The organism is Priestia sp. YIM B13486, assembly GCF_042787865.1.
Lineage (GTDB): Bacteria > Bacillota > Bacilli > Bacillales > Bacillaceae_H > Priestia > Priestia megaterium.
In genome coordinates, this window is sequence record NZ_JBHZOZ010000013.1 from 58,592 (window position 1) to 81,984 (window position 23,393).

Here is a 23,393-nt window from a genome sequence, read left to right on the forward strand (position 1 = left end):
TTTATTCATTACTGATTGCTAATTAGTCGTGTTTTAGTCAAATAAAAAAGGCACCTCATACGAACTATCTCCTGAAAGATAGCTGTATAAGGCGCCTTTGCCCGTGATTTTTTTGTATATTTAGAATATAACTGATTTTTTACATAATGTAAAGGTTTTCATTAAAAAATAATATATTTCGATTTCCAGTTATCAGTATACTGTTTCATCTCTTGTAAAGACTGACACTGTACCAAAGCTCGAACCTCTTCAAGCCCTTCTTTATTGCGGGAAGAAGTGACAACAATAGGTCCATTTACAACTACTTGCCTTGCTTTTTTAATAGCTAAGCTCACATCAGCATCTTTTGCATCACTTTTTGTAATGACCCCAATAGCTAACTTATTGATGCCTGTACTAAAATTAGGTGGAAAGACTGTCTTTTTCTTTGTGGCGTCCTGCAAATATAACACATGTGTAACTTCAAGAGCGGTTGCCATAATAGTTTTATAAAAAAAAGGATTTTCAACATATTCTCCAGGTGTATCAACGATCCAATCATAATAAATTAATGCTTGGGTTTTAACTGCTTCGACCGGCTTTCCAAGCAGAGCATTTGTTAATGTCGATTTGCCTGCACCAATTGAACCAATAAGCATGGCTCTGTTTTTTTTATGCATAACTCTCCCCTCCCTACTATACAATTAAGATTTTGTAATAATTGAAGGTGTGTAACCTAATGTTTCGGAGAGAAAACGATTGATTTCTCTCATTGCCATGTCTACTTCTGAAACGCTCCCCACAATAACAAGACTTCCTGTAAAACGATCTAAAAAACCTAATTGAACATGTGCAGCTTTTGTAGCCAAATCACCTGCAATGATAACCGTCTCACTCGGAGTCAATGTTAGAATGCCTAGAGCTCCTTCTTGCTGTATACCCAATTTTTCAAACATCTCCGGATCTGGATTTGCAATTAAATGGCTTAATGTAATTTGTTTTCCCGGCACAAACTCTTGAATAAAACGCTTTTTTTCTTCACTCATAAAAAATTACCTCTCCCTTATCGTACAAATTCTATACAATGCTTACATCACTTGTGTCTTACTGCTTTTTTCTTCTACCTTTTCATTTTCTTCAGCTGCTGAACTTAAGTACTCGTCTTTTCCAATAATGCCTGCTTCGCGATCCTTCTTTTCTAGCTCCAAGGCTTTTGGAACAGATAGCCAATATGCTAAACCAATGCCTATTACACCTGCAGAGAACTTCCCGATAATAACTGGAAGAATTAATGTCGGCTGGAAATTGGCTGTAAAAGACAAATGATCTCCTAATAAGAATGCCGAGCAAACCGCAAACGAAATATTAATAACTTTGTCTTTTGGAGGCATACTGCGAATAAGCTTAAACATCGCTAAAATATTAGCAATTGTAGCTAAAATACCTGCACTTCCTTCTTTACTTAGTCCGAGTTTTTTCCCTACAGCTTCAAGCGGCTTTCCTGCATATTTTTGAAGCAAATAAACCATTGGAAATGCACCAGCAAGCATGATGCCAATATAACCTGCTGTTTCTAGCGCACGGAATTGATCCGTTTTATCAGCCATGATCGGATGAAATCCCCAGCTTCCAAATAAATGAGAGAATAGGCCCGTAAAAATTTCAACAATGGAGAAAACAAGAACTAGCTTAATTCCGGCATCCATAATACGCCCAAACCACATAAATCCTTTAATCATTAAATCTGGCAAGAAATATAGTCCTACCGCTAATAGCACAACAAATAATAAAAGTGGAGATAAGTTCAAAATAATTTTCAAATAACTTATCGTAAATTCGTATGTTGAATCACTTGTAGTTGAAATAATTTTACGCACATCAGAGTTGGTTACCATAATTAAAACACTTGAAATAAAAGCCCCAATTGGGATCGTTAACACACCTGACATGACGCCGAGCGCCATATATTTGTGGTCGCGTTTATCAAGCATGGCCAGTCCTACTGGAATTGAGAATACAATGGTTGCTCCGGCCATAAATCCTACTATCATGGCCATGACCCATCCTTCATACGACTCTTTTAATACGTGTGCTAATTGATATCCTCCCATATCCGTTGCTAAGATAGAGGTTGCAGCGATAGCAGGATCTGCCCCAATAGCTGAGAAAAAAGGACCGCATACCGTACTAATAAACCACGAAAGATATGGAGTTGCAGCCATGATACCAGCTGCTGGTATAAAAATGTACCCAATAGAATGCAAGCCCTCCATAAATTGCTTTCCTAACCCTTCATCACTGTTTCTAATCGCAGCAATAGCCCCACACACTGCACAAGTCATGATAATATAAATCACGATTTTCCCAATGATAACCACACCCAATTCCCCCTATATGATAATTTTTATTTAAATAGATAATAGTTTAACTATTTCTATCTATTTAAAGCGTATGAAGTAACCTGTTAAGAGCTTTGCTACTAGAGAAAGTTTAAAATTGTTCCCTTAAAAAAGACAAAAAGGTGCCAGGTGGTTTTTTATCACTTAAAACCACTAAGCACCTTTGCTCAAACTATTTACTTGTACAGTGAGGTTAAGTTCCATATTTCTCAATGATGTGTTTTGCTAACTTCTCTAGTGTAACCTGCTTTTTCATGCTAATCGTCCGCATTTTTTTGAAAGCACGATCTTCTGTTAAATTATATTTATCCATTAAGATTCCTTTTGCTTTTTCAACAATTTTTCGTTTCTTCAGTTCATTATTCATTTCCTGAACTTTTTGCTCATACATTTTTGCATTTTCTGCTTGCTGTAGAGCGATTTCAACTGCTGGAATTAAATTTGATTCAGCTATCGGTTTTACTAAATAGCCTACTATATTCGCTTTTTTTGCTTTATCAATAAACTCCCTCTGGCTGTATGCTGTCAACAGCAGAATAGGAATATTATATTTATTTGAAATAATTTCACTTGCTTTCAGTCCATTTAACTTAGGCATTTTTATATCCATAATAATCAGATCTGGCTTTAGTGCAAAAGCTAATTCAACCGCTTTTTCTCCATCTCCAGCTTCTCCTACTATTTCATAACCATTATCAGAGAGCATCATTGATAAATCTAGTCGTACAATTGACTCATCTTCAACAATCATAATTCGTTTAGTCACGGTGTCCGCCTCTTTCTAATGGGAACCTAGCTGATGCCATGGTGCCATTTGCAGTTCTCTCAATCGAAAATTGACCAGATAAATCGTGAGTGACCATCATGGTAACTATATCTAATCCTAAAGATGGTTTGGCTTCTTTTGAGTACCCAATACCATTATCTTTAATTGTAACCTCTATCTCGCAGTTATTCTGTTGAAAAGAAACGTGAACCTTACCTTCTTCTCTTCCCTTAAACGCGTGTTTCATACAGTTTTGAATGAGCTCATTAATAATTAATGCTATGGAGACAGCTTTATCCGACTCTGTAAAAAGCTGAGTGCCCGAATATTCAATTGAAATATTTTTATTTTCATCCGTAGAGCTATACACTAGCATATTACCAATTTTCTCAATCAAACTAAGAATATCTACATTGTCTACACTAGAGTTGGAAAGAATAATCTCGTACACAGAAGCGATACTTAAAATCCGGTTAAGACTCTCGACAAAATGAGCCTTGCTTTCTTCAGGAAGGCCCCTTCTCATCTGAAGCCTTAATAAACTCGCAATAGTCTGTAAATTATTTTTGACGCGATGATGAATTTCTTGAATCATAACTGATTTGACAACAAGTTCTCTTTCTCGCTCTCTAAGTTCAGTCATATCTCGAAATGTAATAAAAGCGCCATTCGTTGGATTTTCTTGTTTTAAACTAACTTTTTTGACTTGAAATACCTTATTTAAGATGGTCACTTCATGCATAAACAACTTTTCTGGATGATAAAATAACTCTTCTAAACAAGGAAAATATTCGATGATTTGATTGCCTGTCTTACATTCTGAGGAACAGACTTCAGAAACCAAATTAAAAGCAGCAGAATTAAAATATAGAATGTTTAAATTAGGATCAATAAAGAAAAGTGCCTCTCCAATAAACTCTGGAATAAGCGAAGCATTTTCTGTCATCTCCATTAAAATTTCGCTTAACGTATCATTTGTATTTGATAACGTTTTCATTTTTTCTTGACGTTCAACTACTTCACTGATATCTTTCTCCATAATCAATGTAGCAATTACACGATTATTAAATCCTTTAATAGGAACCACACTTTGTTCTACCGTTTTTCCTTCTTGTGTTAAGGCACGATTTAAAGACATCGGTTTTCCATTTCGCAGCGTGTAAAATACTGCTGGTTCAAACGCTTCGTACACAAATTTCCCTGCGACTGGACGTTCATAAACTGACGGTGCAGTTTCTGGTGCAGCTTCTGCCACTACAACTGCATGCTGTCCTTCTTTTGTTAAACAATCGATAAACACATTTGCTCGGTTTAAATCAGCAATAAGCGGCAAACTTTTAGCAACTTCATCAATCTTTTGAATATCGACTTCTGCTAGATTTGTATGGAGCCTGCATAAAGAATTTAAGGATAATGTATGAGTCATATGTAAACTCCTAGCTGCTTTTAAACATTTAAGCATTAAAATATTAGAATATAATAAGTATTATATTTTTCTGAACTTTCTTTGTCAATGACCCATTTTGATGCAAAAATATTTACTTTATGAAGGAAACCTTATTTCTTCTATGACTTATTACTTCTTTTTCTAAAGACAAAAATGTAATATATTACATTTTAATTCGCATAGATATAGTCCCTGGGCTTTAAAGCTTTTTACGTAAAAATTAGTATTCTGTTACTTTGTTAGTAATAGCTTATATAGTGAGTTTTGGATTTCAAAAAAAGATAAAATCAACTACGGAGCTGCTTAATAAAAAGAAATACTTAATAATATCAAGTAGCAAAGGGGCATTTTAATACGATGTCAGTGTGGATAGGAATATGGATTGCTATGTTTGTTGCCATATTTGGGGGCACACTCCGGATATAGGTTAGATAAGAAAAGGAAAAAAGCAGAGAAAAAAAGAGATCATACAGCACGATAGCAAACTGTATGATCTCTTTTTTCAGCCTTTTTTACATCTATTTAGACGAATAAGGTTTTATTTTTACACGCGGGTAGGCACTTTGCAAAGCTACATCATAGTTTAACTCTTACCTCCGTACCGTCAGTAGCTTTGACATCTACTAGTATCATTCCCTTATGTTTCTTCAGTTCCTTAACAATAGGCTTTAGCATGCTTTTATCTACTATCGGAAAAGTGAAATTCAGCCCTTTTCTTTTAAAATGTTCTTTTGTCCATTTATCCGCATGCTTCTGTATAAATTTTGAAAAAGCAACGCTAATAGCAATGTTTAAAAGAGCATATGGAACTGGAACGCTAAATCGAACATCTTTTGTTTTCACTTTTACATGAATCATAAGCAAACCATTATTCAATGATGACTGAAACGGTATCTCCGTTCGCCGATTTAATATCAACAATTTGGCCATCTAACTCGTTTTCGATTGCTTCAACAATCAGGTTTATATCTATATCTTTTACATATTTTTCTGATTGAGGAATACTTGCTGCGATGCTGTGTCCCGCCATTAATACCAGCTTGACAAGCTTGATCGGCAAATTAACCTTTACATTATCGTTTTCAGTCGACACAACTCGAATTTTCAACATTTTATCTAGATACGCATTCGGTTTCTTCAAAAGCTTATTTCCTGTTTCTTCTTTTTCCTTTAATACTTGTATCAGTTCTGATCCCTTTTCTGCATCAATTTTGCCTTCTTGAACCATTGTTAACACTTTTGTAATTTCCTCTTTCACAAAAATCCCCCCTATTCTTCTTTTAAGAGCTTGATGGCTTCTTCTGCTGTAATTTCACCATTTTCTAGCATAGACACAACTTTCTTCTCGTCTACTTCATTTTTCTTCTTTTCTACATATCCAAGAGATGAAATGATGTCAGTAAGCTTGCCTCGGACGGTTGGATACGAAACTCCCAGTTCCTTTTCCACTTCTTTGATATTTCCTCTGCATGTTAAAAACACTTCTACAAAATGAAGCTGATCACTTGATAAGGATGCCAGCTTAGATAATTCAAACTCATTTTCAATCGTCGTGTGACAATGTCTGCACTGCAGCTTTGTGATTTTTAACGTTTCACTGCAGACAGGACAATTTGTAAGTACTTTATAAGCCATAATCAAATCCCCTTCTTTTAGTTAATTTGATTATATAACAAATATTCAATATTAAAAACAATAAAATTAAATAATTTTAAATAAAAAATTAAATATAATAATTTATACTTTAAAAAAATCAATAAAACATTTTAAATTACGCACAATGAAAACTAATAAATATTTGCTGAATTAGATGCTTGAGGTTTAAAAAGACACATACAGCTATACAAAAAAGAGTACCTTAAAACCTTCCCCAAACCTAAAAAAACACAAACCATACAATGGTCTGTGTTTTTTATTAATGTGCTTTTTGTTCCACATTGACTCTCTTGATAAAGAACGAGATAACCAATCCAACAATGGAAACAATGATCGCAAAGACGAACGCGCGCTGAACACCGTTGGTGAAGGCAAGAACCTGGTTTAATGGATCCATTTTATTTGATACCGTCTCAAGGAAGCTTCTTGAACCCGATGACAGAATAGAAATTCCAACAGCTGTTCCAATTGCGCCAGAAACCTGCTGTAAGGTGTTCATAATCGCCGTTCCATGCGGATACAGCTCAGGTGGAAGCTGGTTTAATCCATTTGTTTGAGCTGGCATCATAATCATCGAAATGGCGATCATAAGCGCAATGTGCAGAGCAACGATAAATCCTGTTGATGTTTCTAGCGTTACGGTTGAGAAACCATACATGGTGCCGGCTACAATCACAAGTCCAGGGATAACTAACCATTTAGGGCCAAAACGGTCAAATAACCCGCCCATAACCGGTGAAAGAATTCCGTTAATCACTCCTCCAGGAAGAAGCATTAGGCCAGCAGCAAAGGTTGATAAAGCTAGTGATGTTTGTAAGTATAGGGGTAAAATCATCATCGCAGACAATAGTACCATCATACAAACTAGAATTAGCAGAAGACCGATTGTAAACATCGGATACTTAAAGGCTTTAAGATCTAACATTGGCTCTTCCATCTTCGTTTGACGAATAGAAAACGCAACTAACGCAATAGTTCCAATCACAAGAGTTAGAATAACCTGTAGACTTCCCCAGCCTCCGCCTTCTCCGGCGCTGCTAAATCCAAACACGATTCCGCCAAAACCGATTGTTGAAAGAACAACAGAAATCATATCGATTTTTGGCTTCGTTGGTGTGGTAACGTTCTGCATAAAGAAAGCTCCAAACACTAAGGCAACAAATAACAGCGGAAGTGAAATCCAGAAAATCCAGTGCCATGTTAATGTTTTTAAGATTAAGCCTGATACAGTTGGTCCAACAGCTGGCGCAAACATAATAACAAGACCGATAATCCCCATTGATTTTCCACGTTTATGCGGCGGGATAATAACAAGAATCGTGTTAAACATAAGCGGTAAAAGTAAAGCAGTTCCAACGGCCTGCACGACACGGGCAATCATGAGTACCCCAAATGTTGGTGCAATAGCCGCAATAAATGTTCCAATGATGGAGCAAATTAGAGATGCTATAAAAAGCTGTCTGGTCGTAAACCGCTGAAGAATAAAACCTGAAATAGGCACCAAAATTCCTAACGTTAACAGATACCCTGTTGTCAGCCACTGTGCGGTTGTTTCGTGAATGCCAAAGCCAGAAATTAGCTCTTTTAACGCCATATTTAAAGCTGTTTCACTAAATAAACCGATAAATCCAGCAATAAGAAACGACGTTATAATCGGCAGCACTTTGATATTAGAGCTTTCGGCTACTGCTTGTTGATTACTCATATTAAATTGTCTTCCTCTCTTGTACATACTCTTTTTGGTGAACATTTTTCTATCTCAATGATAGGTTGATTAGCAGACAAACAATGCATATTGATATAAAGATTAGGGATAAGTTTAAGGCATTATGTTGACTAAGCTTTTTCTTTCTCTTCTCTTTTGACCGAAGTGCTTTTTGTCTTCTAAATTCGTTTCTTTCCACAGATACCTCTCCATTTCATTTCTAAATCAACTTTAGAAACCTTCCTATGTAAACTAATTTCCACTCATAATATGGAATTTTTAATAAGTAAGTTAAAACGAAATAGAACTATAAAATGAATTTCACTCTACATAACAGGAATATTGTAACACAGCTATAAGTACTGTTTCTATCTAAAATATACTAAATACCAATAGCTATATACCTAACTTAGTGCCCTGTGACAATTAAAATTTGTTTCTGTTATATGATTTTTGTTCCGTTTGCCCTAACAAAACACAACTAACTTTTTAATCATCAGTCAAAAGAAATAGTATCAGAAATGAAGTAATAGTAAAAATTGATACTATGGAGGTGTTTTCTTATGAAAAAGTATGAAGTAACATTTCATCTAATTAACGGTGAAATAAGTCATTTAGTTGAAGCTAAATCACTTATTCGTGCAAAGAACTACATACAGTATAGGTTTGAAGATAAAAGTAAAATATTGGATTTATCAAATGAGTTGGTCATTGTTAAAAGAAACGTCCAATACTTTACAGTAGTTGAAAAAGAATAATTAGCTATGTAAAAGGACGTTATCTACAAAAGTAATGTCCTTTTCTATCCATACAATATCTTATAGGGTAGTCTCTTTTTTTCTATTCTAGTTCTAGTCACTAAAATTTTTCTCCGACTTGAAGCCAAAATAGATTTTGCGCCCTCTAAGCGTACCTTTAATTTAGTCTACTAATTTTTCTTTTTTGGATAAAATTCATTATTTCATACTTTTTAGATAAAGTAAGAAACAAGCTAAATACATGCATTTAATGTGCAGACAAACGCTCTCTGAGGAAATTGTTTTTTGAGACAAACAACTCGAATTCACATACTAAATTCATCTAAACAAAAGGCTCCATCAAATTTTAATATTGATATTAAGCGTAAAAACAGAACTCCCTATTTTATGAAAGCTCTGTTTTGTTTATTCACTATTATGTATATTTTCTGCGTCACAACGTAATTTATAAAAATCCTGAACTAATGTATTTTCTTCTAAAATGAATTCTTTCATTTTACGTAAAATTCTTTTCCCTACACGGCGGTCCAACACACACAATATTTTTATTAACAACATATCTGCAAAGCGTACATGTAGAAATTAAAAGAGCAAACTCACTGCCATGCGAGTTTGCTCTTTCAATTCTTCACTCAAATTGCTCGAGTTTAACTTATTGTCCTATATCCTTCATCCTTTTAAGAGCTTTTCTGTATTCTTGATCTCTCATATGCAGCATTTTATCAGCAGAAGGTTTAGGCTGACCAAATTTTTTTAAAGCTTCTCTATACTCGCTGTCACCAATGACTTGAGTTGAAACAGCCTCTTTAAGTGAACGTTCAACAACGGGAGTAGCTTTTTTATTGGGAAGCTCTTCCGTACTCAGCTTTTCTTTATGTGTTTCTTTGTCATGCGGCTTATGAGCCAGCTTGTGGCCTTTACCTGTTAGGAACATCAAAAACGAAAGAACTAATACTACAATGCTCAATACACACGAAAACGTAGAAAATGTATGATACGTAATGATTTCAGATTTTACATGTAGAGATTGAGTGAAATTTTCTTTACTAGCCACCTGGCTCTCTGCGCTTACTGTTGCAAGGTGATCTTTATACACCTTTGCAAAGACGATACTGCTGATTACAGGGATGACCGCAGATACTGTAACTCTTATAAATTGAACCGTGACCATTCGAGGGACTAAGCTTGGTAGTGGTCCGCCTAAAGCAGCACCCATAAGACCTGCAGCAACTGTGAACCCTACTCCTGCGATTAAAGCGGCAAAGCTGCTAACAAAGAGGAATGCAGAAGCATGACCGTCTAAATACATCCACTGTATGTTCACTCCCATAATAATGACGGCTCCTATAATACCTAATACGCCCGGTCCAACTTTATCATATAATACGGCACTTAATATGGCCACAATCACTATTCCCGCAAAAAGCCCGATATAGATCAGTGAAATGTCTCCTTTATCAAAACTAGATCCGCTTTTAAGCAATCCTTGTAGAGATAAAAGAGTTAAACTCATACTAATATTGCCTATAACAGCAATTAAGATAGCGAGAGCTGGTTTTCGAGAAGCCACTAATCTAAAGGGAATTAACGGATTTTTAATATGCCATTCTGCTATAAATAAAAAGCATAAAAAAATGACGCTTCCTACTATGCCTATCCATACATAAGTAGATGTCCACCCTGACTTTTGGAGATTAAGTAATGTAAACGTAATAAATGCGGTAACCATAAACATTAACGCTACACCGATGATGTCAAACGGTTCCTGATGTTTGTGCTGTTGCTTAGTATGATCATTTGTTAGAAATTTGTAGCTGAATCCTATTCCCAGTAAGGAAAGGACGGCTGCTATATAAAATAACCATCTCCAGTGTCCGTAGCTGTTCACTAACATTCCGAGAAAAATGCCCACAACGCTAGATCCATAAAATCCGCCGATAAGAATCAGTAATGCCAAGTTCCGTTTCTGAATCGGAAAAGAAAGAACCAGCATTGGAATCATCATCATAAGTGCTAAGCCCGTTCCTGTTCCTTGTAAAAAACGACCAATGCCCATTCCTAAGAAGCTGTTAGAAGCAATGCTTACAATAGCTCCTATAAGAAACAAACACATCGAAAGAACATACGTCCTTCTCTCCCCTATCTTATGTCGAAGGATAGGTCCAAAAGGAATACAAAATGCAAAGCTTATAACCCCTATTAAAACCGGTGTTATCGAAATATAAGATTGATCGTTAAACGTTTGTTGGAGAATTTCACGTATAGAATTTAATGAAGTGTTTAACATTAAACCAGGACCAATAGCTAAAACTGCCAGTAAGGAAATCCCCCAGTGTTTTTCTATTTTCATACTACAATTCCTTTCTGCCTTTCATGATTGTAAAAGGCTAAAAATGCGAAGCTCACGTTTCTTCCAACCATCACAGTAGCTATGGTAAAGAAGAAAGATATTTATCCGCATTTGAACAAACTAAAAAATAAAGCTTCAGTAAGGAAGCTTTATTTTATTTTCTAAACCTGCCACTCGAATTGGCCCTAAAAGTGTTAGACTGGTTAATTTTTCAGCCATAAATGCAGGGCTAAATTTCATATCACTTTCTAACCAAGAACAAATGACACCTATATGAGCTGATGTGATATAGCTAATCAGGATATCTTTAGGGATATCAAGTCCATCCTCTGCTTCTCCAATCGAAGAGATTAGCTCTCCATACACTCTTTTCTTTACAATTTCCGTCATATGACTTCTAAATTGAGGTAATCCTCGATCACTTAGCATGACTTTAAAATAATCGGCATGGTCATAGATGAATTCGAAAAGCTTTAAGAAAGAAACGGATTCATTTTTTTCTTCTACTTCTGAAGAATCCTCATTATTTTGTTTTGGTTTCACTTTCTCTATTAGCTCTTCTAGAACTTCATTCATACTCTGCATGAGAAAGTCTTGCTTATCTTGATAATGCAAATAAAAGGTTCCCCGCGTTAATTCCGCTTTTTCCGTAATTTCTTGAATCGTAATGGATGTAACGTCTTTCTCTTTAAGAAGTTCAACTAAAGCGTCTCTTAAGTATTTATTTGTTCTTTTTATCCTAGGATCTACTTTTGCTTTTTTAGACATTGTTCGTCTCCTTGTATAACTTTTATTGAGTCTCAGGCATATGATTATGACTTGTATAGGTGCAGCCATTTAGGCCTTTTCTGATGATTGACTATTTAAATTAAACTACCCTGTATCAACAACATACATTCTGCACATGATGTAAACTAATGAACATTATGTATATTAAGTCTCACAAAATATAATCAATCTGTCAATATCAAAAACTGACTAAGAACGAATCATTTGGTTGTTAGATATGGATGGCGTTAACGTAAGAGCAAAATCTTTTGTAATGAAAGAAAAAGAACTAAAAGATATAACTGACGATGTAAAAAGTACTGGGTTTTTATAAATAAGCTGGAGATTGGACTATTGAGGCAGCTTTTACATAGCAAACTACTCAAAAAGCAGAGACTGGGGCAAAAGTATTTTTGTTCAAGGAAGATCCAAACGCGTTTGATTCTTGATTAAGAATCAAACGCGTTTGGATTTTTTCATTGGTAGGGTAAACGTAGGTTTCATATATGCTGTTTCTTCTAGCTGTTGATTTCCGTGTAACAAATGATCTCTACTAGCTCATTTATCCCATTTGTTCATCTTTAGATTGAATGGATATAGTTATGTCTCAATCTCTTCTTTTATATGCCTATAAATAAAGCTTACAGAAATATAAAATAGGAATGGATTTAGGTCCTATGAAATGTTTTAGCTTATCTTAAAGATAAGAAATTCTTCTTAATGAGCATTGGTTGGCTTCTTGCTGCAATTCGGGAGCGTAATAACTCAATTTTTTAATGAAATAACAAGTCTCAGGGAAATGATGTATCAGAAACCTTAACGTTTCCTTATTTAAAAGCTTGTTCTCCTTATATTTTTCGGTCATAGCATAAACAAACCGGCTCATTTCAATAGTGGTTTTCCCTACTTCTAAGGCAAACTCTGTTTGTCTTGCAAAACCTGGCTGCTTAAATCGTAAATAACCTTTTAAATGATGGTTTTGCACAATGAATGTTTGAAACTTTCCGATATATGAATCCGCTTGTTTAGATATCATAATCTCAATCGGGTCAAGCAGGTTTTTAAACAAAACTGCATGTCCAAGCTGATCTTCCAGCCATAAATCCATTAATTTGACTAAGCTAAGAGGAACAGGCTCCTTTCCTTGTACTAAATAAGATAGAAATCTTAAATATTCCTGATTTTCACTTAACGTACCATTAAGATAAGTAGGAGATAAGTTTAGATTCACTGCGTTTTCAATTCGAAGAGCCTGAAGAGACCCTTCAAAATCAAAATACCCTTTGGCAATTGGCCAGGCCTTTCTTGAGAATTCTATTAATGCAGGATCGTTATGCATAACATCAGGGGATAAATAGTTCAGTTGTTTTAGCAAGTCATCAAACAAATGAATATATTGCTTAGCTGTTCGGACGTATTCGGCTTCCTTCACCGATAAGTGATCTCGAACAAAATAAGTATGGTCCTGAATTATTTCTAACCAAAATAAATGTTCCTCCCATAATGAAATCATTACTAGCTCCCCCTTCGGTTTTCTTATTACTACATGTTTATTAGAAGCTTTAGAAGAAATGAACCAAAGTAATAAAAAACAGGATCTCTTATTTCATCACATAAACACTCACGAAAAAGGGAATATATATACATATCCATATTTTTAAAAAGGGAGAATATCATTTGAAGAAAAAAGAGAAATTGCTAATCATTTTAATGACCATTTTACCTTGGCTTAGTATTCCGTTTATTGGTAAAAGAACGCTAAAAAGATTCCTTCCAGGAAGTCTTTTTATGAGTTTATATCTTATTGCCGAAGGCAGGTTTGCAGAGAAGAAAAAATGGTGGTGGTTTCCGTACTCCATCAAGCCCAATGTTCTAGCAGAATTACCGTTAATATTTGGCCCCTTTTTAGTTGGAGCTTTGTGGATATTAAAATATACTTACGGAAAGTTCAACTTATATCTTTTAGTAAATATACTTATTGATTCTTTTTTTACTTACTTCGGACTAAAATGGTTAAAAAAAATAGGATACGTCTCTTTAGCCCGGTTGACTAGATTTCAATTATCCATTGTTTTTTTAATAAAAACGTTTGTGCTGTATGGGTTTCAGATTGTTTATGAAAAGTGTTGCCATCTATCAAAGAATTCGTCCTTATAAATTTTGCAGTCTAAGATACAAAAAACAAAACAAAATGTCTATAAATGGGAGTATATTAAAGAAAAACATTAATGAAATAGATACTGATTGCTAAGTGGAATTATGATTTTTTAGATACTATGTAGTTACCTCGGGAAGCTAATGAACCCTATGTCTTAAGGCTTAAAAAGAGTGAAAATAAGGTTAAGTAAAAAAAGAAGTCACCTTTTGGTAACTTCTTTTTTTACTATGCATATGTGATTAAAACAAATAACATATAATTGTTTTATTTTTCACTATCTTCCTCGGCAGGTTTTCGTTTATGTTTCTCACTAATAATTTTTTTGTTCAGTATCCTTACCTTACCCACCATCAGCAGCCTCAATATCGAGACGAAATTCCTGCCCTTGTATTCCACCGCCATTAGTAAAATCGACTTCAAAGTCAAAAATGACTCTTTTATCCATGTCTAATCCACCTTACTTTATTTTAATTACCTAATATATATTCGGTTTAAGAAAACAAATTCCCGATCTAACTATCTAAGGAAGCATATTGTCTGATAGGTCCTGGTAAAAGAAATTTCAAGTTCTAGAATGTTATTTAAAAAGGACAATGGGTTGAATAAGCTCCGCTCTATTAACTCATCTTAACAGTGTAACTATATATTGAAGGGAGATTTAAAAATGAGTCAGAAACGCGATAAAGGCAATAGTCAAAAAGGCAAATCAACTAGCAATACGGTAGATCCAGTAATCGCAGCAGAAGACGTGGAAAAAGCAATCTTTCCAACTAATAAGCCTCCGGGCAACGCAAAACCTTAAAAGAAAATTAGAGCTGTATTATTAGCTGCCTGTTTGGCAGCTTTTTTCATTAAGAAAAGATGTTAATTAATAAATACGAGTAGTGGACAAAATATTGATTCTTTACGTTTTATTTAAGTACCGAAGTAAGTTACATGTGTACTCATAAGATCAAAAAAATGAACTGTAGGAAGCTATGTGGAGACAATTATCTAGTATCTCTTCTTTAAATTATTTTATCTTGACACTATTCTAAAGGCGTGATTAGATATAATTGTTAACTTTATATTAATAAAAGTTAACATATATTTATTTTCGGTGGTGAAAGTGCATTGTATTGGGAAGAAGATATTAAGAGAGAACTTGCCTATTTAGATGAGATTTTTCAAAAACGGCACCTTGTTACTACAGAATTTGCTGAAGAACCATGGCTTACAGTCAATGGACATAGGATGTTGAACCTTGCCTCTAATAACTATTTAGGCTACGCAGGAGATAAGGGGCTGAAGAAAACAATGAGTGATGCTGTGATGACATATGGAATAGGAGCAACAGCTTCACGCTTAATAGTAGGAAATCACTCTCTTTACGAGAAAGCAGAAAGAGCACTTGTTAATTGGAAAAAAGCTGAGGCAGGACTTATTATCAATAGTGGTTATAATGCAAACCTAGGAATCATCTCAGCCTTGGTTCCGCGTAATGGCTTCATCTTCAGCGATAAGTTAAATCATGCAAGTATCATTGATGGGGCCCTACTGAGCCGTGCAAAACTTCAGCGCTATCGCCATAACGATATGAACCACCTAGAAAATTTATTAAAAAAAGTTCCCTTGGAGTCACGGAAGTTAATTGTAACAGATACTGTTTTCAGCATGGATGGTGATTTCGCCAAGCTCAAGGAGCTTGTTAAATTAAAAGAGCAGTATAACGCCCTACTAATGGTTGATGAGGCTCATGCAAGCGGTATATACGGAAGAAATGGTGAAGGATATGCGCATTTTCTCAATCTGCAAGATAAAATTGATATTCAAATGGGAACGTTTAGTAAAGCGCTAGGGTCATTTGGAGCTTATGTTACCGGAAAACAGTGGCTCATAGATTATTTTAAAAATAGAATGCGAGGATTCATTTATTCAACTGCTCTTCCCCCTGCTATACTCGGTGCAATAACGGCTGCAATTGAAAAGGTGCAACAAGACACAGAGCGTCGCGCACTTCTTCAACAACATGCACTATTTTTCAGGAAGGCCCTTACATACGAAGGATTTAACACATGCAAGAGTCAATCTCAAATCATTCCAATTTTGACGGGAGAAAACAAAATAACAATGCAGTTTGCAGAGCGTTTACAGAAAGAAGGAATTGCTGCTATTGCAGTTAGGCCTCCTACTGTTCCTGAAAATAAAGCAAGAATTCGTTTTACTGTAACAGCTGATCATACTCGAGAAGATTTAAATTGGGCCATAAAGAGAATTTCTCTAATTGGAAAAGAAATGAGTGTGATTCAATGAAACAAGCCACTATTATAATATTTCCCGGATGGGGAATGGAAAAAGCAGCGTTTCATCCAATCATAAAACCATTGTCTACTATATGTAACGTTTTGTGTACAGACTGGAGAGGTGTAAAAGAACTAAGTGACTTTAGAGAACGAGCAATCCAATTGCTTACTTCTACTCAAGGTACTGTTTATTTAATGGGTTGGTCATTAGGTTCCCTTGTAACGCTTGAACTTGCAAGTTTATACCCTAACAAGATAGAAGGACTCATATTAATTGGCGGAACTAGTCGCTTTACAAACGACATGCATAATACATTTGGATGGGAACAGCGCATCGTGGAACGTATGAAAAAACAAGTACAGTGTAATAAAGAAAAAACCCTTACTGCATTTTATAACGCTATGTTCACTAAATCTGAAAAAGAAGAAGAATTTCATCATCAATTTATGGAAGTTGCTCAGCGTGATTATCAAGGAGACAGTATGTACTCCCTCCTTACAGGGCTGGATTATTTACTTCAAAAAGATGTTAGAATGCAACTAAATCAAATTCAAACTCCTTGTTTGTTGATCCATGGAAGAGATGATCAAATATGTTTACCTGAGTCTTCTTCTTTCATAGCTGAAAGAATTGGTGGAAAAGCGCAGCTGTGCATTCTAGAAAAAGCTGGTCATATTCCTTTTTTTACGAAGCCTCAGCAATGTACGCAACTTATAGAAAAATTTCTCGAAAAGGAGCTCATTTATGATTAATAAGCAACTTTTAAAGAAAAGGTTCAATAATCATGCTAAAACTTATGATGCTTATGCCGATGTACAAAAAAGCATGGCAAACCAGTTAATAGATCAGCTTCCCACTAATTTCTTTAACCAGAAAATAGCTATTCTTGAAGTTGGCTGCGGCACGGGTTATTTAACACAATTATTGTGCGAACAATTTCCTAAGGCTGCTATTACAGCAGTTGATTTGTCATCAGGAATGATTGAGTTAGCAAAGAAAAAAGTAATGGAAGATCGAGTTTCATTCATATGCGGAGATATCGAGGAGGTAAGTATAGAAAGACGTTATGACCTTATTATTTCGAATGCAACATTTCAGTGGTTTAATAGTCTTCATACGACAATAAAAAAATTGTATAAACAACTTAAGCCTACAGGCAGCCTGCTATTTTCAACCTTTGGTAATCGTACATTTGAAGAGCTTCATTCATGCTACAGTCATGCGAAACAAAAGCTTGGTCTTTTCAGTAACAGTTCACCTGGCCAATCGTTTTTTTCTCTTGAAGAGTTGTCTCAAATTTGTGAACGAGCATTAATTCCATTGAGAGAGCATCCATTTAAACTATCAAAAATGGAGAAACTAGAGGTTCAATACTTTCCGACGGTTCAGGCATTTTTTACATCAATAAAAAAAATTGGAGCAAGTAATAGTAACGAGGAAAGCTACTGTCAGCGCCCTTCGTTTTTTCGTCAGTTAATCAATTTATATGAAAATAATCATCGTGACGAAAATGGCGTAAAAGCAACCTATCATTGCTTAATGTTTAATATTACAAAAACGAACCAATAGCTAATCCTGACCTGGTTACTCTCTAGAAGTGATGGATTGCCGCCAGTAAAAAAGGGTACTCTTCTATTTAGAAAAGTACCCTTAAATAATCAATTAGATTTAATTAACTTACTGTTTTTTAGAAACTAACTCAATAATATTTGTTATACCTTGCTCATTGTACCCTGTTTTTAATAACTGTATTTGAATATGTTCAGATAAATTTGTAAAAATGATTGGTGTAACAAGTGATTTAGCATTTTCTTTAATGTAGTTTAGGTCTATTTTTAAAAGCGGGGTTCCTTGTGTAACCTTTTCTCCCTCTTTAATTAGACATGTAAACCCTTTCCCATTCAAGTTCACTGTTTCTAACCCTACGTGAATTAATAACTCTAGACCTTGATCTGTTTTTAGACCTATGGCATGTTTTGTAGGAAAGATGCTAACAACCTCCCCATTTATAGGAGAAACAAGAATATTATTAGTTGGTTCGATGGCAAAACCATCTCCCATCATCTTTGAAGAAAAAACGGCATCAGGGACTTCTTCTAGAGGCATAATATATCCATCAAACGGAAGTTTGAATGCGCTTCCTAAAGTTGTGTAGTTCATTTCTTTTTTCTCACCTGTTGCAGCAACTTCAGTCTTTGTCTTCGCTTCAGGTACTTCTTTGTTATTAGAGCCTTCTGTAATAGCCTCTTTTGGTATGCCAAAGAAATATGTGCAGATGAATCCTCCAGCATATCCTGCAAGTAAGCCGATGATATATTTCAGCCATAAACCGTGAGCAATTAATGGAATTAAAGCTAGACCGGATGGACCGATAGCAATGGAACCAACATTTCCGAACATTCCAATTACAGCTCCTCCAATTCCTCCACCGATACAAGCAGTAATGAAGGGGCGTCCTAATGGAAGAATAACTCCGTAAATAAGTGGTTCTCCAATACCTAATATTCCGACAGGAAGAGCCCCTTTAATAATGGTAACAAGTGATTTATTTTTACGACAACGAACCCAAAGTGCTAAAGTTGCACCTATTTGTCCAGCACCAGACATTGCAAGAATCGGAAGCAAGATGGTCATACCAGCTGTGTTAATCATTTCAATATGAATAGGGATTAATACTTGATGCAGACCTAGCATTACCAATGGTAAAAATGCCACTCCTAGTACAAAACCTGCAAAAACCCCTCCACGTTCAAGTGTCCAATCTATTCCACCAATTAAATTACTAGAAATTAGACCTGCAAAAGGCATAATAAAGAAAATCGTTAGCAATCCGACAATTAGAAGAGCAATTGTAGGTGTAACAATAATATCGATTGCATCGGGAATAAATCTACGTAAGAATTTTTCTAAAAATGAGAGTAACCATACAGCAATCAAAACTCCGATAACCCCACCTTGTCCAGCAGTTAGAGGCTGGTCAGTAAAGATATTCATAATAGGAAACTCTTCTGTAACTCCCGTTAAAAGGGTAATACCTCCGATAACCCCACCTAGGGCCGGGGTAGCCCCAAACTCTTTTGCTGCGTTAATACCTACATAAATAACTAAATAGCTGAAGATTGCATTTTTAATCACATTAAGAATCGTAACGTATTGTTGCCAAGTGTCTCTATCAAGATCTCCTGCAGTTATGCTATTTGCTAAAATAGAGGCAATACCAGCTATTAAACCTGCACCTACGAATGCTGGGATTAGAGGTATGAAAATGCTTCCAACTTTTCGTAAAAAATTTTTGAATGGCGTATTGTTTTTCTTTTTTAGCTCAGACTTCATATCTGCACCTTTTGAAGTCAAATCTTCAGATGAAGGAGCTGCAGAATCTTCTTGAAGTACAATACCAAATTGTTCAGCAACTTTAGTAACTACTCCTGGTCCTAGAATAATTTGATACGTATCATCATCGACAACCCCTACCACTCCTTTCACTTGTTTTATACTCGCTTCATCAATTTTATTATGATTCACTGGGGTGACTCGGAGTCTTGTCATACAGTGTGTATAATTCGCTATATTAGAACTTCCTCCAAGAGCTTGAAGCAGTTCTTTAGCTGTTTGATGATGTTTACTCATAGTTGTTCCCATCTCCCTTATATTTTCGCTACTTAATTCACGATTGCTTGACGGATAAATCCTTGTGTTTGTTCTAAACGATGTAAAGATTCCTCATATGAAAGTCCTGTTAAAATCATGACTATAGCAACCTTAGAATTACAATTTGCTTTTGCTAAGTACTCTTCTGCCGTATCATACGTGCATGAAGTTGCTTCCATCACAATTCGTTTTGCGCGCTCTACGAGCTTTTCATTCGTCAGCTGAACGTCTACCATTAGATTTCCATACACTTTTCCGATACCTACCATAGAAGCTGTCGAAAGCATGTTACAAACCAATTTTTGTGCTGTTCCAGCTTTCAAGCGAGTAGAACCTGTTAATACTTCAGGACCATTTACTACTTCAATTGCAATGTTTGCTACTTTTCCAATATCAGAACCTTTATTGCAACTAACTGCTACTGTTTGAGCTTCAATTGAGTTAGCATATTCTAATGCTCCAATGACATAAGGTGTACGCCCACTTGCTGCGATCCCCACAACAATGTCCATCTTAGTAAGGTGAATGTTTTGTAAGTCTTCCATGCCTAACTCTTTACTATCTTCTGCCCCTTCTACTGCTTTGATAAAGGCTTTTTCCCCGCCAGCAATTAAGCCTATTACTTCATCTGGGTTTGTACCAAATGTAGGTGGACACTCAACAGCATCTAGCAAGCCGATGCGGCCACTGGTTCCTGCTCCTATATAAATAAGACGACCACCTTGTTTTTTAGCTTTTATAATAGCTTCTACAGCTTTCGCAATAGAAGGAAGTTCTTTTTTTATCGCACTCGCAACTTTTTCATCTTCTTCATTCATGGTTGTAAGAAAATCAAAAATGGACATTTCATCCAGATTCATTGTTTTTTCATTACGAGTCTCAGTAGTTAAATGTTCAAGCATTTCTTATCATCCTATCTTGGTTTTTGTTTGAAATCGTTCTCAAATACAGAATAACGTTTTTGAAATTTAATTTCAACAATTATTTTAAAATGTTAAAATTAAATTTCAAAAAAAAAAAAAAACTATAGTAATATGTGACTTTAAACAAACATCATATGACTAAATCTTAGTAAATAAGACAACTCTCGCCGTATAAAGATCAAGCATTTCTTATACCAATACTGACTCCTTGCCTACTGCAGTAAGGATTCTTTTTTACATACGTTCCTAAATAGGCCATTATGGTAACTAAAGATGTATACGATACACCTTTTAATAAACAGAAAAACTACTGACCTTAATCAGTAGTTTTTCTGTTTATTAAAAGGTAGCCAAATAATGCTTCATCTATATTGAGTAGTTTATCCAAAAATCATATGATAAGTAATTTTATTATTAGTATATATGCATTAATACTGGCTATTTAATCAAACCTAATTTTGCTGCTACGCTATAACCTGATGAGTTAAATTTAAATCGATTACGAAGTTCAATAAGGTTCGGACCAAAGCTTGACTCTAGGATCTCTCGATGTTTTTTCATCATTTCATAGATATACAAGTCGTGAATGATAACTTCTGTAATTGGCATAACTAATCCCGGATGCATCGTCCAGGCAGCACGGCTATCCTTACCAAGTGATAATATACCTGCAACTACTTCTCGATCATCAGCACTTAGAACAATCCATCGTCCGCCATATTCATTGGTTATTTCTTCGCTTGCATCATGCTGATGAACCTGCGCAAAGTCAAATACTAAATCTCCATAGGATACAATTAAAATTTCTACGCCTCTTTTGGCTGCTACTTGTAATTCTTCTTTTAGTTCCTGGGCATCTTCTGCCCATATTTCCAATAGAATACGCCCTGTAGCTTCTTTTATAGCTTCCTTTGTACGATTTAGTATAGGCTCATAACCTGTAATGTTCCAGATGTTTTCTCTGTTTAAAGATACATAAGAATAATTTTCGAGAGCTTCTTCAGCTACTTCAAACGAGGATTCAGCTTTACGTTTTTTCAAGTTGATTAATTCATTAGGAGGTAACGGTGTATATAGAGCGGGATTTTCATGACTGATCATGACTTCTCCTCGATCCACTAGTCCTCCTAATACTTCATAAATTTTAGATCTTGGCACTCCAGAATTTAACGAAATAGCATACCCTGAAAGAGGAGATTTTTCTAGTAAAGCTAAATATGCTTTTGCCTCATATTCAGTAAAATTTACATCTTTCAAAATTTTTATTATATCTAGTGTCATGATTGGTCCTCCTTGATAATACCCGGATAAAGTCAATAATTTTAAATTAAGTATACCATTAGTACCCTTGACAGTTTGGGTTAAAAATTATAATTTAATTCTAGTTGCTACAAAAGTAGCTACTATATAGTTTTTAATCCTACTTGGAGGTGTAATAATGGATACAATGATAGCGAAACAACAAGAAAGCTTAAAAATAAGAAAGGTTAGAAGTGGAAATGGTTTATACATAAGCGCTTCCGTAATAGCCGTCCTTCTATGGAGTACATCGTTTGTTGGAACAAAAATAGCCTATACCTCTTTTCCACCCCTTACATTAGGAGCGGCTCGTTTTGTTATAGCTGCTGTTATTTTAGGGCTTATTCTCTTAATCAGGAAAGATAAAACAAAGCCTTCATTCAAAGATATGGGGTTAATGTCTATGAGTGGTGTACTAGGTACTACCCTTTATTTTTCTCTGGAGAACATAGGAGTTGAACTAACAACAGCATCTAATGCCGCTATTATTGTAGCGTCGTATCCTGCTATAACGGTTTTGATGGAATTTCTTTTTTTTAGAAAAAAGACATCATGGGTAAAGGCCCTAGGAATTGGAGTAGCGATGATAGGTGTATATCAAATATCCTATAGTCCTGAAACTCAGACAGATGATAAGCAATTAATTGGTAATATTATATTAATTGTAGCAGGTTTTATTTTTGCTCTCTATAACTTCACAACTCGTAAAGTTGTCAAAAAATATTCCATGATTACTATCTCTTTTTATCAAACTTTGGCGGGAGCTATTACGTTTATTCCATTAGCCTTTATAGAGAAGTCAAGCTGGCAAACACCAGATATACGATCATTTCTAACCTTATTGTACCTAGGCGTTTTCTGCTCGGTTATCGCTTTTTTATTATATAATTTTGGATTACGCAAATTATCTTCTAGTTCTGCGATGACGCTGATGAATCTTGTTCCTATTTTTGGTGTGTTATTTTCTGTTCTACTCCTTCATGAAGTGGTAGGCATAAACCAATTTATTGGTGGAATCATTGTACTTTTGGGTGTAGTTTTGAGCATGAGGGAAACGAGGAAAAAGTATGTTTTAGAAAATAAGTAAAAAGTATAAACCTAAAAAAAGTCCTCAGTCAAAGTAGGGCTTTTTATTTTCAATAAAAAAGTACACAAAAACTGGTATTACGTATCTTCTGATTAAAAATAAATAGATACTATTTATAAACTGGCCCCCAATCGTTAGACACAGCCTGATGATTGGGGGCCAGT

22 protein-coding genes and 3 pseudogenes are annotated in these 23,393 nt (G+C 35.2%); 7 read left to right on the forward strand and 18 right to left on the reverse strand.

Going from position 1 to position 23,393, the window contains the following annotated elements; all coding sequences use genetic code 11:
* Positions 1 to 161: 161 nt before the first annotated feature.
* From ACFX4G_RS23860 to ACFX4G_RS23900, 9 genes are all read right to left on the reverse strand, one after another.
* Positions 162 to 659 carry a EutP/PduV family microcompartment system protein gene (locus tag ACFX4G_RS23860; protein ID WP_377577420.1) on the reverse strand — a complete coding sequence of 166 codons (498 nt, stop codon included), beginning with the start codon at positions 657 to 659 and terminating at the stop codon, positions 162 to 164.
* A 24-nt stretch (positions 660 to 683) separates the two neighbouring features.
* Positions 684 to 1,025: an ethanolamine utilization microcompartment protein EutS gene (eutS, locus tag ACFX4G_RS23865; protein WP_230185547.1), complete on the reverse strand. Its 342-nt coding sequence runs from the start codon at positions 1,023 to 1,025 to the stop codon at positions 684 to 686.
* 42 nt (positions 1,026 to 1,067) lie between these two features.
* On the reverse strand, positions 1,068 to 2,357 hold the full coding sequence (gene eutH, locus ACFX4G_RS23870) for an ethanolamine utilization protein EutH (protein WP_080781589.1): 1,290 nt from the start codon (positions 2,355 to 2,357) through the stop codon (positions 1,068 to 1,070).
* A gap of 214 nt (positions 2,358 to 2,571) precedes the next feature.
* On the reverse strand, positions 2,572 to 3,144 hold the full coding sequence (locus ACFX4G_RS23875; RefSeq protein ID WP_013058374.1) for an ANTAR domain-containing response regulator: 573 nt from the start codon (positions 3,142 to 3,144) through the stop codon (positions 2,572 to 2,574).
* The gene (locus tag ACFX4G_RS23880) at positions 3,137 to 4,570 is read right to left on the reverse strand and encodes a histidine kinase N-terminal domain-containing protein (RefSeq protein ID WP_377577423.1); all 1,434 of its coding nucleotides are present in this window, start codon (positions 4,568 to 4,570) and stop codon (positions 3,137 to 3,139) included. The genes ACFX4G_RS23875 and ACFX4G_RS23880 overlap by 8 nt, the downstream gene beginning before the upstream one ends.
* Positions 4,571 to 5,167: 597 nt before the next feature.
* Complete coding sequence (locus tag ACFX4G_RS23885) at positions 5,168 to 5,449, reverse strand: hypothetical protein (RefSeq protein ID WP_377577426.1); 282 nt, start codon at positions 5,447 to 5,449, stop codon at positions 5,168 to 5,170.
* Positions 5,450 to 5,459: 10 nt separating this feature from the next.
* Positions 5,460 to 5,849, reverse strand: a complete 390-nt coding sequence (locus ACFX4G_RS23890; protein WP_043978240.1) for an SHOCT-like domain-containing protein — start codon at positions 5,847 to 5,849, stop codon at positions 5,460 to 5,462.
* An 11-nt stretch (positions 5,850 to 5,860) separates the two neighbouring features.
* Positions 5,861 to 6,226, reverse strand: coding sequence for a DUF2089 domain-containing protein (locus ACFX4G_RS23895; protein ID WP_097823056.1), 366 nt, complete (start codon positions 6,224 to 6,226; stop codon positions 5,861 to 5,863).
* A gap of 280 nt (positions 6,227 to 6,506) precedes the next feature.
* A complete protein-coding gene (locus tag ACFX4G_RS23900) occupies positions 6,507 to 7,952 on the reverse strand; it encodes a DHA2 family efflux MFS transporter permease subunit (RefSeq protein ID WP_377577430.1) in 1,446 nt (481 codons plus the stop codon).
* A gap of 563 nt (positions 7,953 to 8,515) precedes the next feature.
* Here ACFX4G_RS23900 and ACFX4G_RS23905 point away from each other — a divergent pair.
* Positions 8,516 to 8,710: a hypothetical protein gene (locus ACFX4G_RS23905; RefSeq protein ID WP_043978207.1), complete on the forward strand. Its 195-nt coding sequence runs from the start codon at positions 8,516 to 8,518 to the stop codon at positions 8,708 to 8,710.
* Between the two features lie 405 nt (positions 8,711 to 9,115).
* Here the strand turns inward: ACFX4G_RS23905 and ACFX4G_RS28200 are convergent.
* The 4 genes and pseudogenes from ACFX4G_RS28200 to ACFX4G_RS23920 form a co-directional block, all read right to left on the reverse strand.
* Positions 9,116 to 9,265, reverse strand: a pseudogene (locus ACFX4G_RS28200) (SF0329 family protein); the annotation flags it as partial.
* Between the two features lie 97 nt (positions 9,266 to 9,362).
* Complete coding sequence (locus tag ACFX4G_RS23910) at positions 9,363 to 11,060, reverse strand: MFS transporter (RefSeq protein WP_377577433.1); 1,698 nt, start codon at positions 11,058 to 11,060, stop codon at positions 9,363 to 9,365.
* A gap of 135 nt (positions 11,061 to 11,195) precedes the next feature.
* The gene (locus ACFX4G_RS23915) at positions 11,196 to 11,828 is read right to left on the reverse strand and encodes a TetR/AcrR family transcriptional regulator (RefSeq protein ID WP_055990508.1); all 633 of its coding nucleotides are present in this window, start codon (positions 11,826 to 11,828) and stop codon (positions 11,196 to 11,198) included.
* A gap of 697 nt (positions 11,829 to 12,525) precedes the next feature.
* The gene (locus ACFX4G_RS23920) at positions 12,526 to 13,341 is read right to left on the reverse strand and encodes a DUF2935 domain-containing protein (RefSeq protein WP_013058397.1); all 816 of its coding nucleotides are present in this window, start codon (positions 13,339 to 13,341) and stop codon (positions 12,526 to 12,528) included.
* A gap of 164 nt (positions 13,342 to 13,505) precedes the next feature.
* Between ACFX4G_RS23920 and ACFX4G_RS23925 the strand changes: the two genes are divergently transcribed.
* The gene (locus ACFX4G_RS23925; RefSeq protein ID WP_063672426.1) at positions 13,506 to 13,985 is read left to right on the forward strand and encodes a hypothetical protein; all 480 of its coding nucleotides are present in this window, start codon (positions 13,506 to 13,508) and stop codon (positions 13,983 to 13,985) included.
* 265 nt (positions 13,986 to 14,250) lie between these two features.
* Here ACFX4G_RS23925 and ACFX4G_RS23930 read toward each other — a convergent pair.
* Positions 14,251 to 14,431 (reverse strand): annotated as a pseudogene (locus ACFX4G_RS23930) (cyclase).
* A gap of 219 nt (positions 14,432 to 14,650) precedes the next feature.
* Between ACFX4G_RS23930 and ACFX4G_RS23935 the strand changes: the two are divergent.
* The 4 genes from ACFX4G_RS23935 (at position 14,651) to bioC (ending at position 17,838) form a co-directional block, all read left to right on the forward strand.
* Complete coding sequence (locus tag ACFX4G_RS23935) at positions 14,651 to 14,788, forward strand: hypothetical protein (RefSeq protein ID WP_013084380.1); 138 nt, start codon at positions 14,651 to 14,653, stop codon at positions 14,786 to 14,788.
* Positions 14,789 to 15,099: 311 nt separating this feature from the next.
* A complete protein-coding gene (gene bioF, locus ACFX4G_RS23940; protein WP_377577436.1) occupies positions 15,100 to 16,278 on the forward strand; it encodes an 8-amino-7-oxononanoate synthase in 1,179 nt (392 codons plus the stop codon).
* Positions 16,275 to 17,021 carry an alpha/beta fold hydrolase gene (locus ACFX4G_RS23945; RefSeq protein WP_377568515.1) on the forward strand — a complete coding sequence of 249 codons (747 nt, stop codon included), beginning with the start codon at positions 16,275 to 16,277 and terminating at the stop codon, positions 17,019 to 17,021. Before bioF ends, ACFX4G_RS23945 begins: the two co-directional genes overlap by 4 nt.
* The gene (gene bioC, locus ACFX4G_RS23950; RefSeq protein WP_377568512.1) at positions 17,014 to 17,838 is read left to right on the forward strand and encodes a malonyl-ACP O-methyltransferase BioC; all 825 of its coding nucleotides are present in this window, start codon (positions 17,014 to 17,016) and stop codon (positions 17,836 to 17,838) included. Before ACFX4G_RS23945 ends, bioC begins: the two co-directional genes overlap by 8 nt.
* A 108-nt stretch (positions 17,839 to 17,946) precedes the next feature.
* On the opposite strand, the gene ACFX4G_RS23955 is transcribed toward bioC, so the two are convergent.
* The 4 genes and pseudogenes from ACFX4G_RS23955 to ACFX4G_RS23970 form a co-directional block, all read right to left on the reverse strand.
* Complete coding sequence (locus ACFX4G_RS23955) at positions 17,947 to 18,429, reverse strand: PTS sugar transporter subunit IIA (protein WP_377577474.1); 483 nt, start codon at positions 18,427 to 18,429, stop codon at positions 17,947 to 17,949.
* A 78-nt stretch (positions 18,430 to 18,507) separates the two neighbouring features.
* Positions 18,508 to 19,899, reverse strand: a pseudogene (locus ACFX4G_RS23960) (PTS transporter subunit EIIC); the annotation flags it as partial.
* 32 nt (positions 19,900 to 19,931) lie between these two features.
* Positions 19,932 to 20,822, reverse strand: coding sequence for an N-acetylmuramic acid 6-phosphate etherase (gene murQ, locus ACFX4G_RS23965; RefSeq protein WP_377568509.1), 891 nt, complete (start codon positions 20,820 to 20,822; stop codon positions 19,932 to 19,934).
* 459 nt (positions 20,823 to 21,281) lie between these two features.
* A complete protein-coding gene (locus tag ACFX4G_RS23970) occupies positions 21,282 to 22,124 on the reverse strand; it encodes a TrmB family transcriptional regulator (RefSeq protein WP_097823079.1) in 843 nt (280 codons plus the stop codon).
* Positions 22,125 to 22,281: 157 nt separating this feature from the next.
* Between ACFX4G_RS23970 and ACFX4G_RS23975 the strand changes: the two genes are divergently transcribed.
* The gene (locus ACFX4G_RS23975; RefSeq protein WP_013058408.1) at positions 22,282 to 23,229 is read left to right on the forward strand and encodes a DMT family transporter; all 948 of its coding nucleotides are present in this window, start codon (positions 22,282 to 22,284) and stop codon (positions 23,227 to 23,229) included.
* The last annotated feature ends 164 nt before the right edge of the window (positions 23,230 to 23,393 follow it).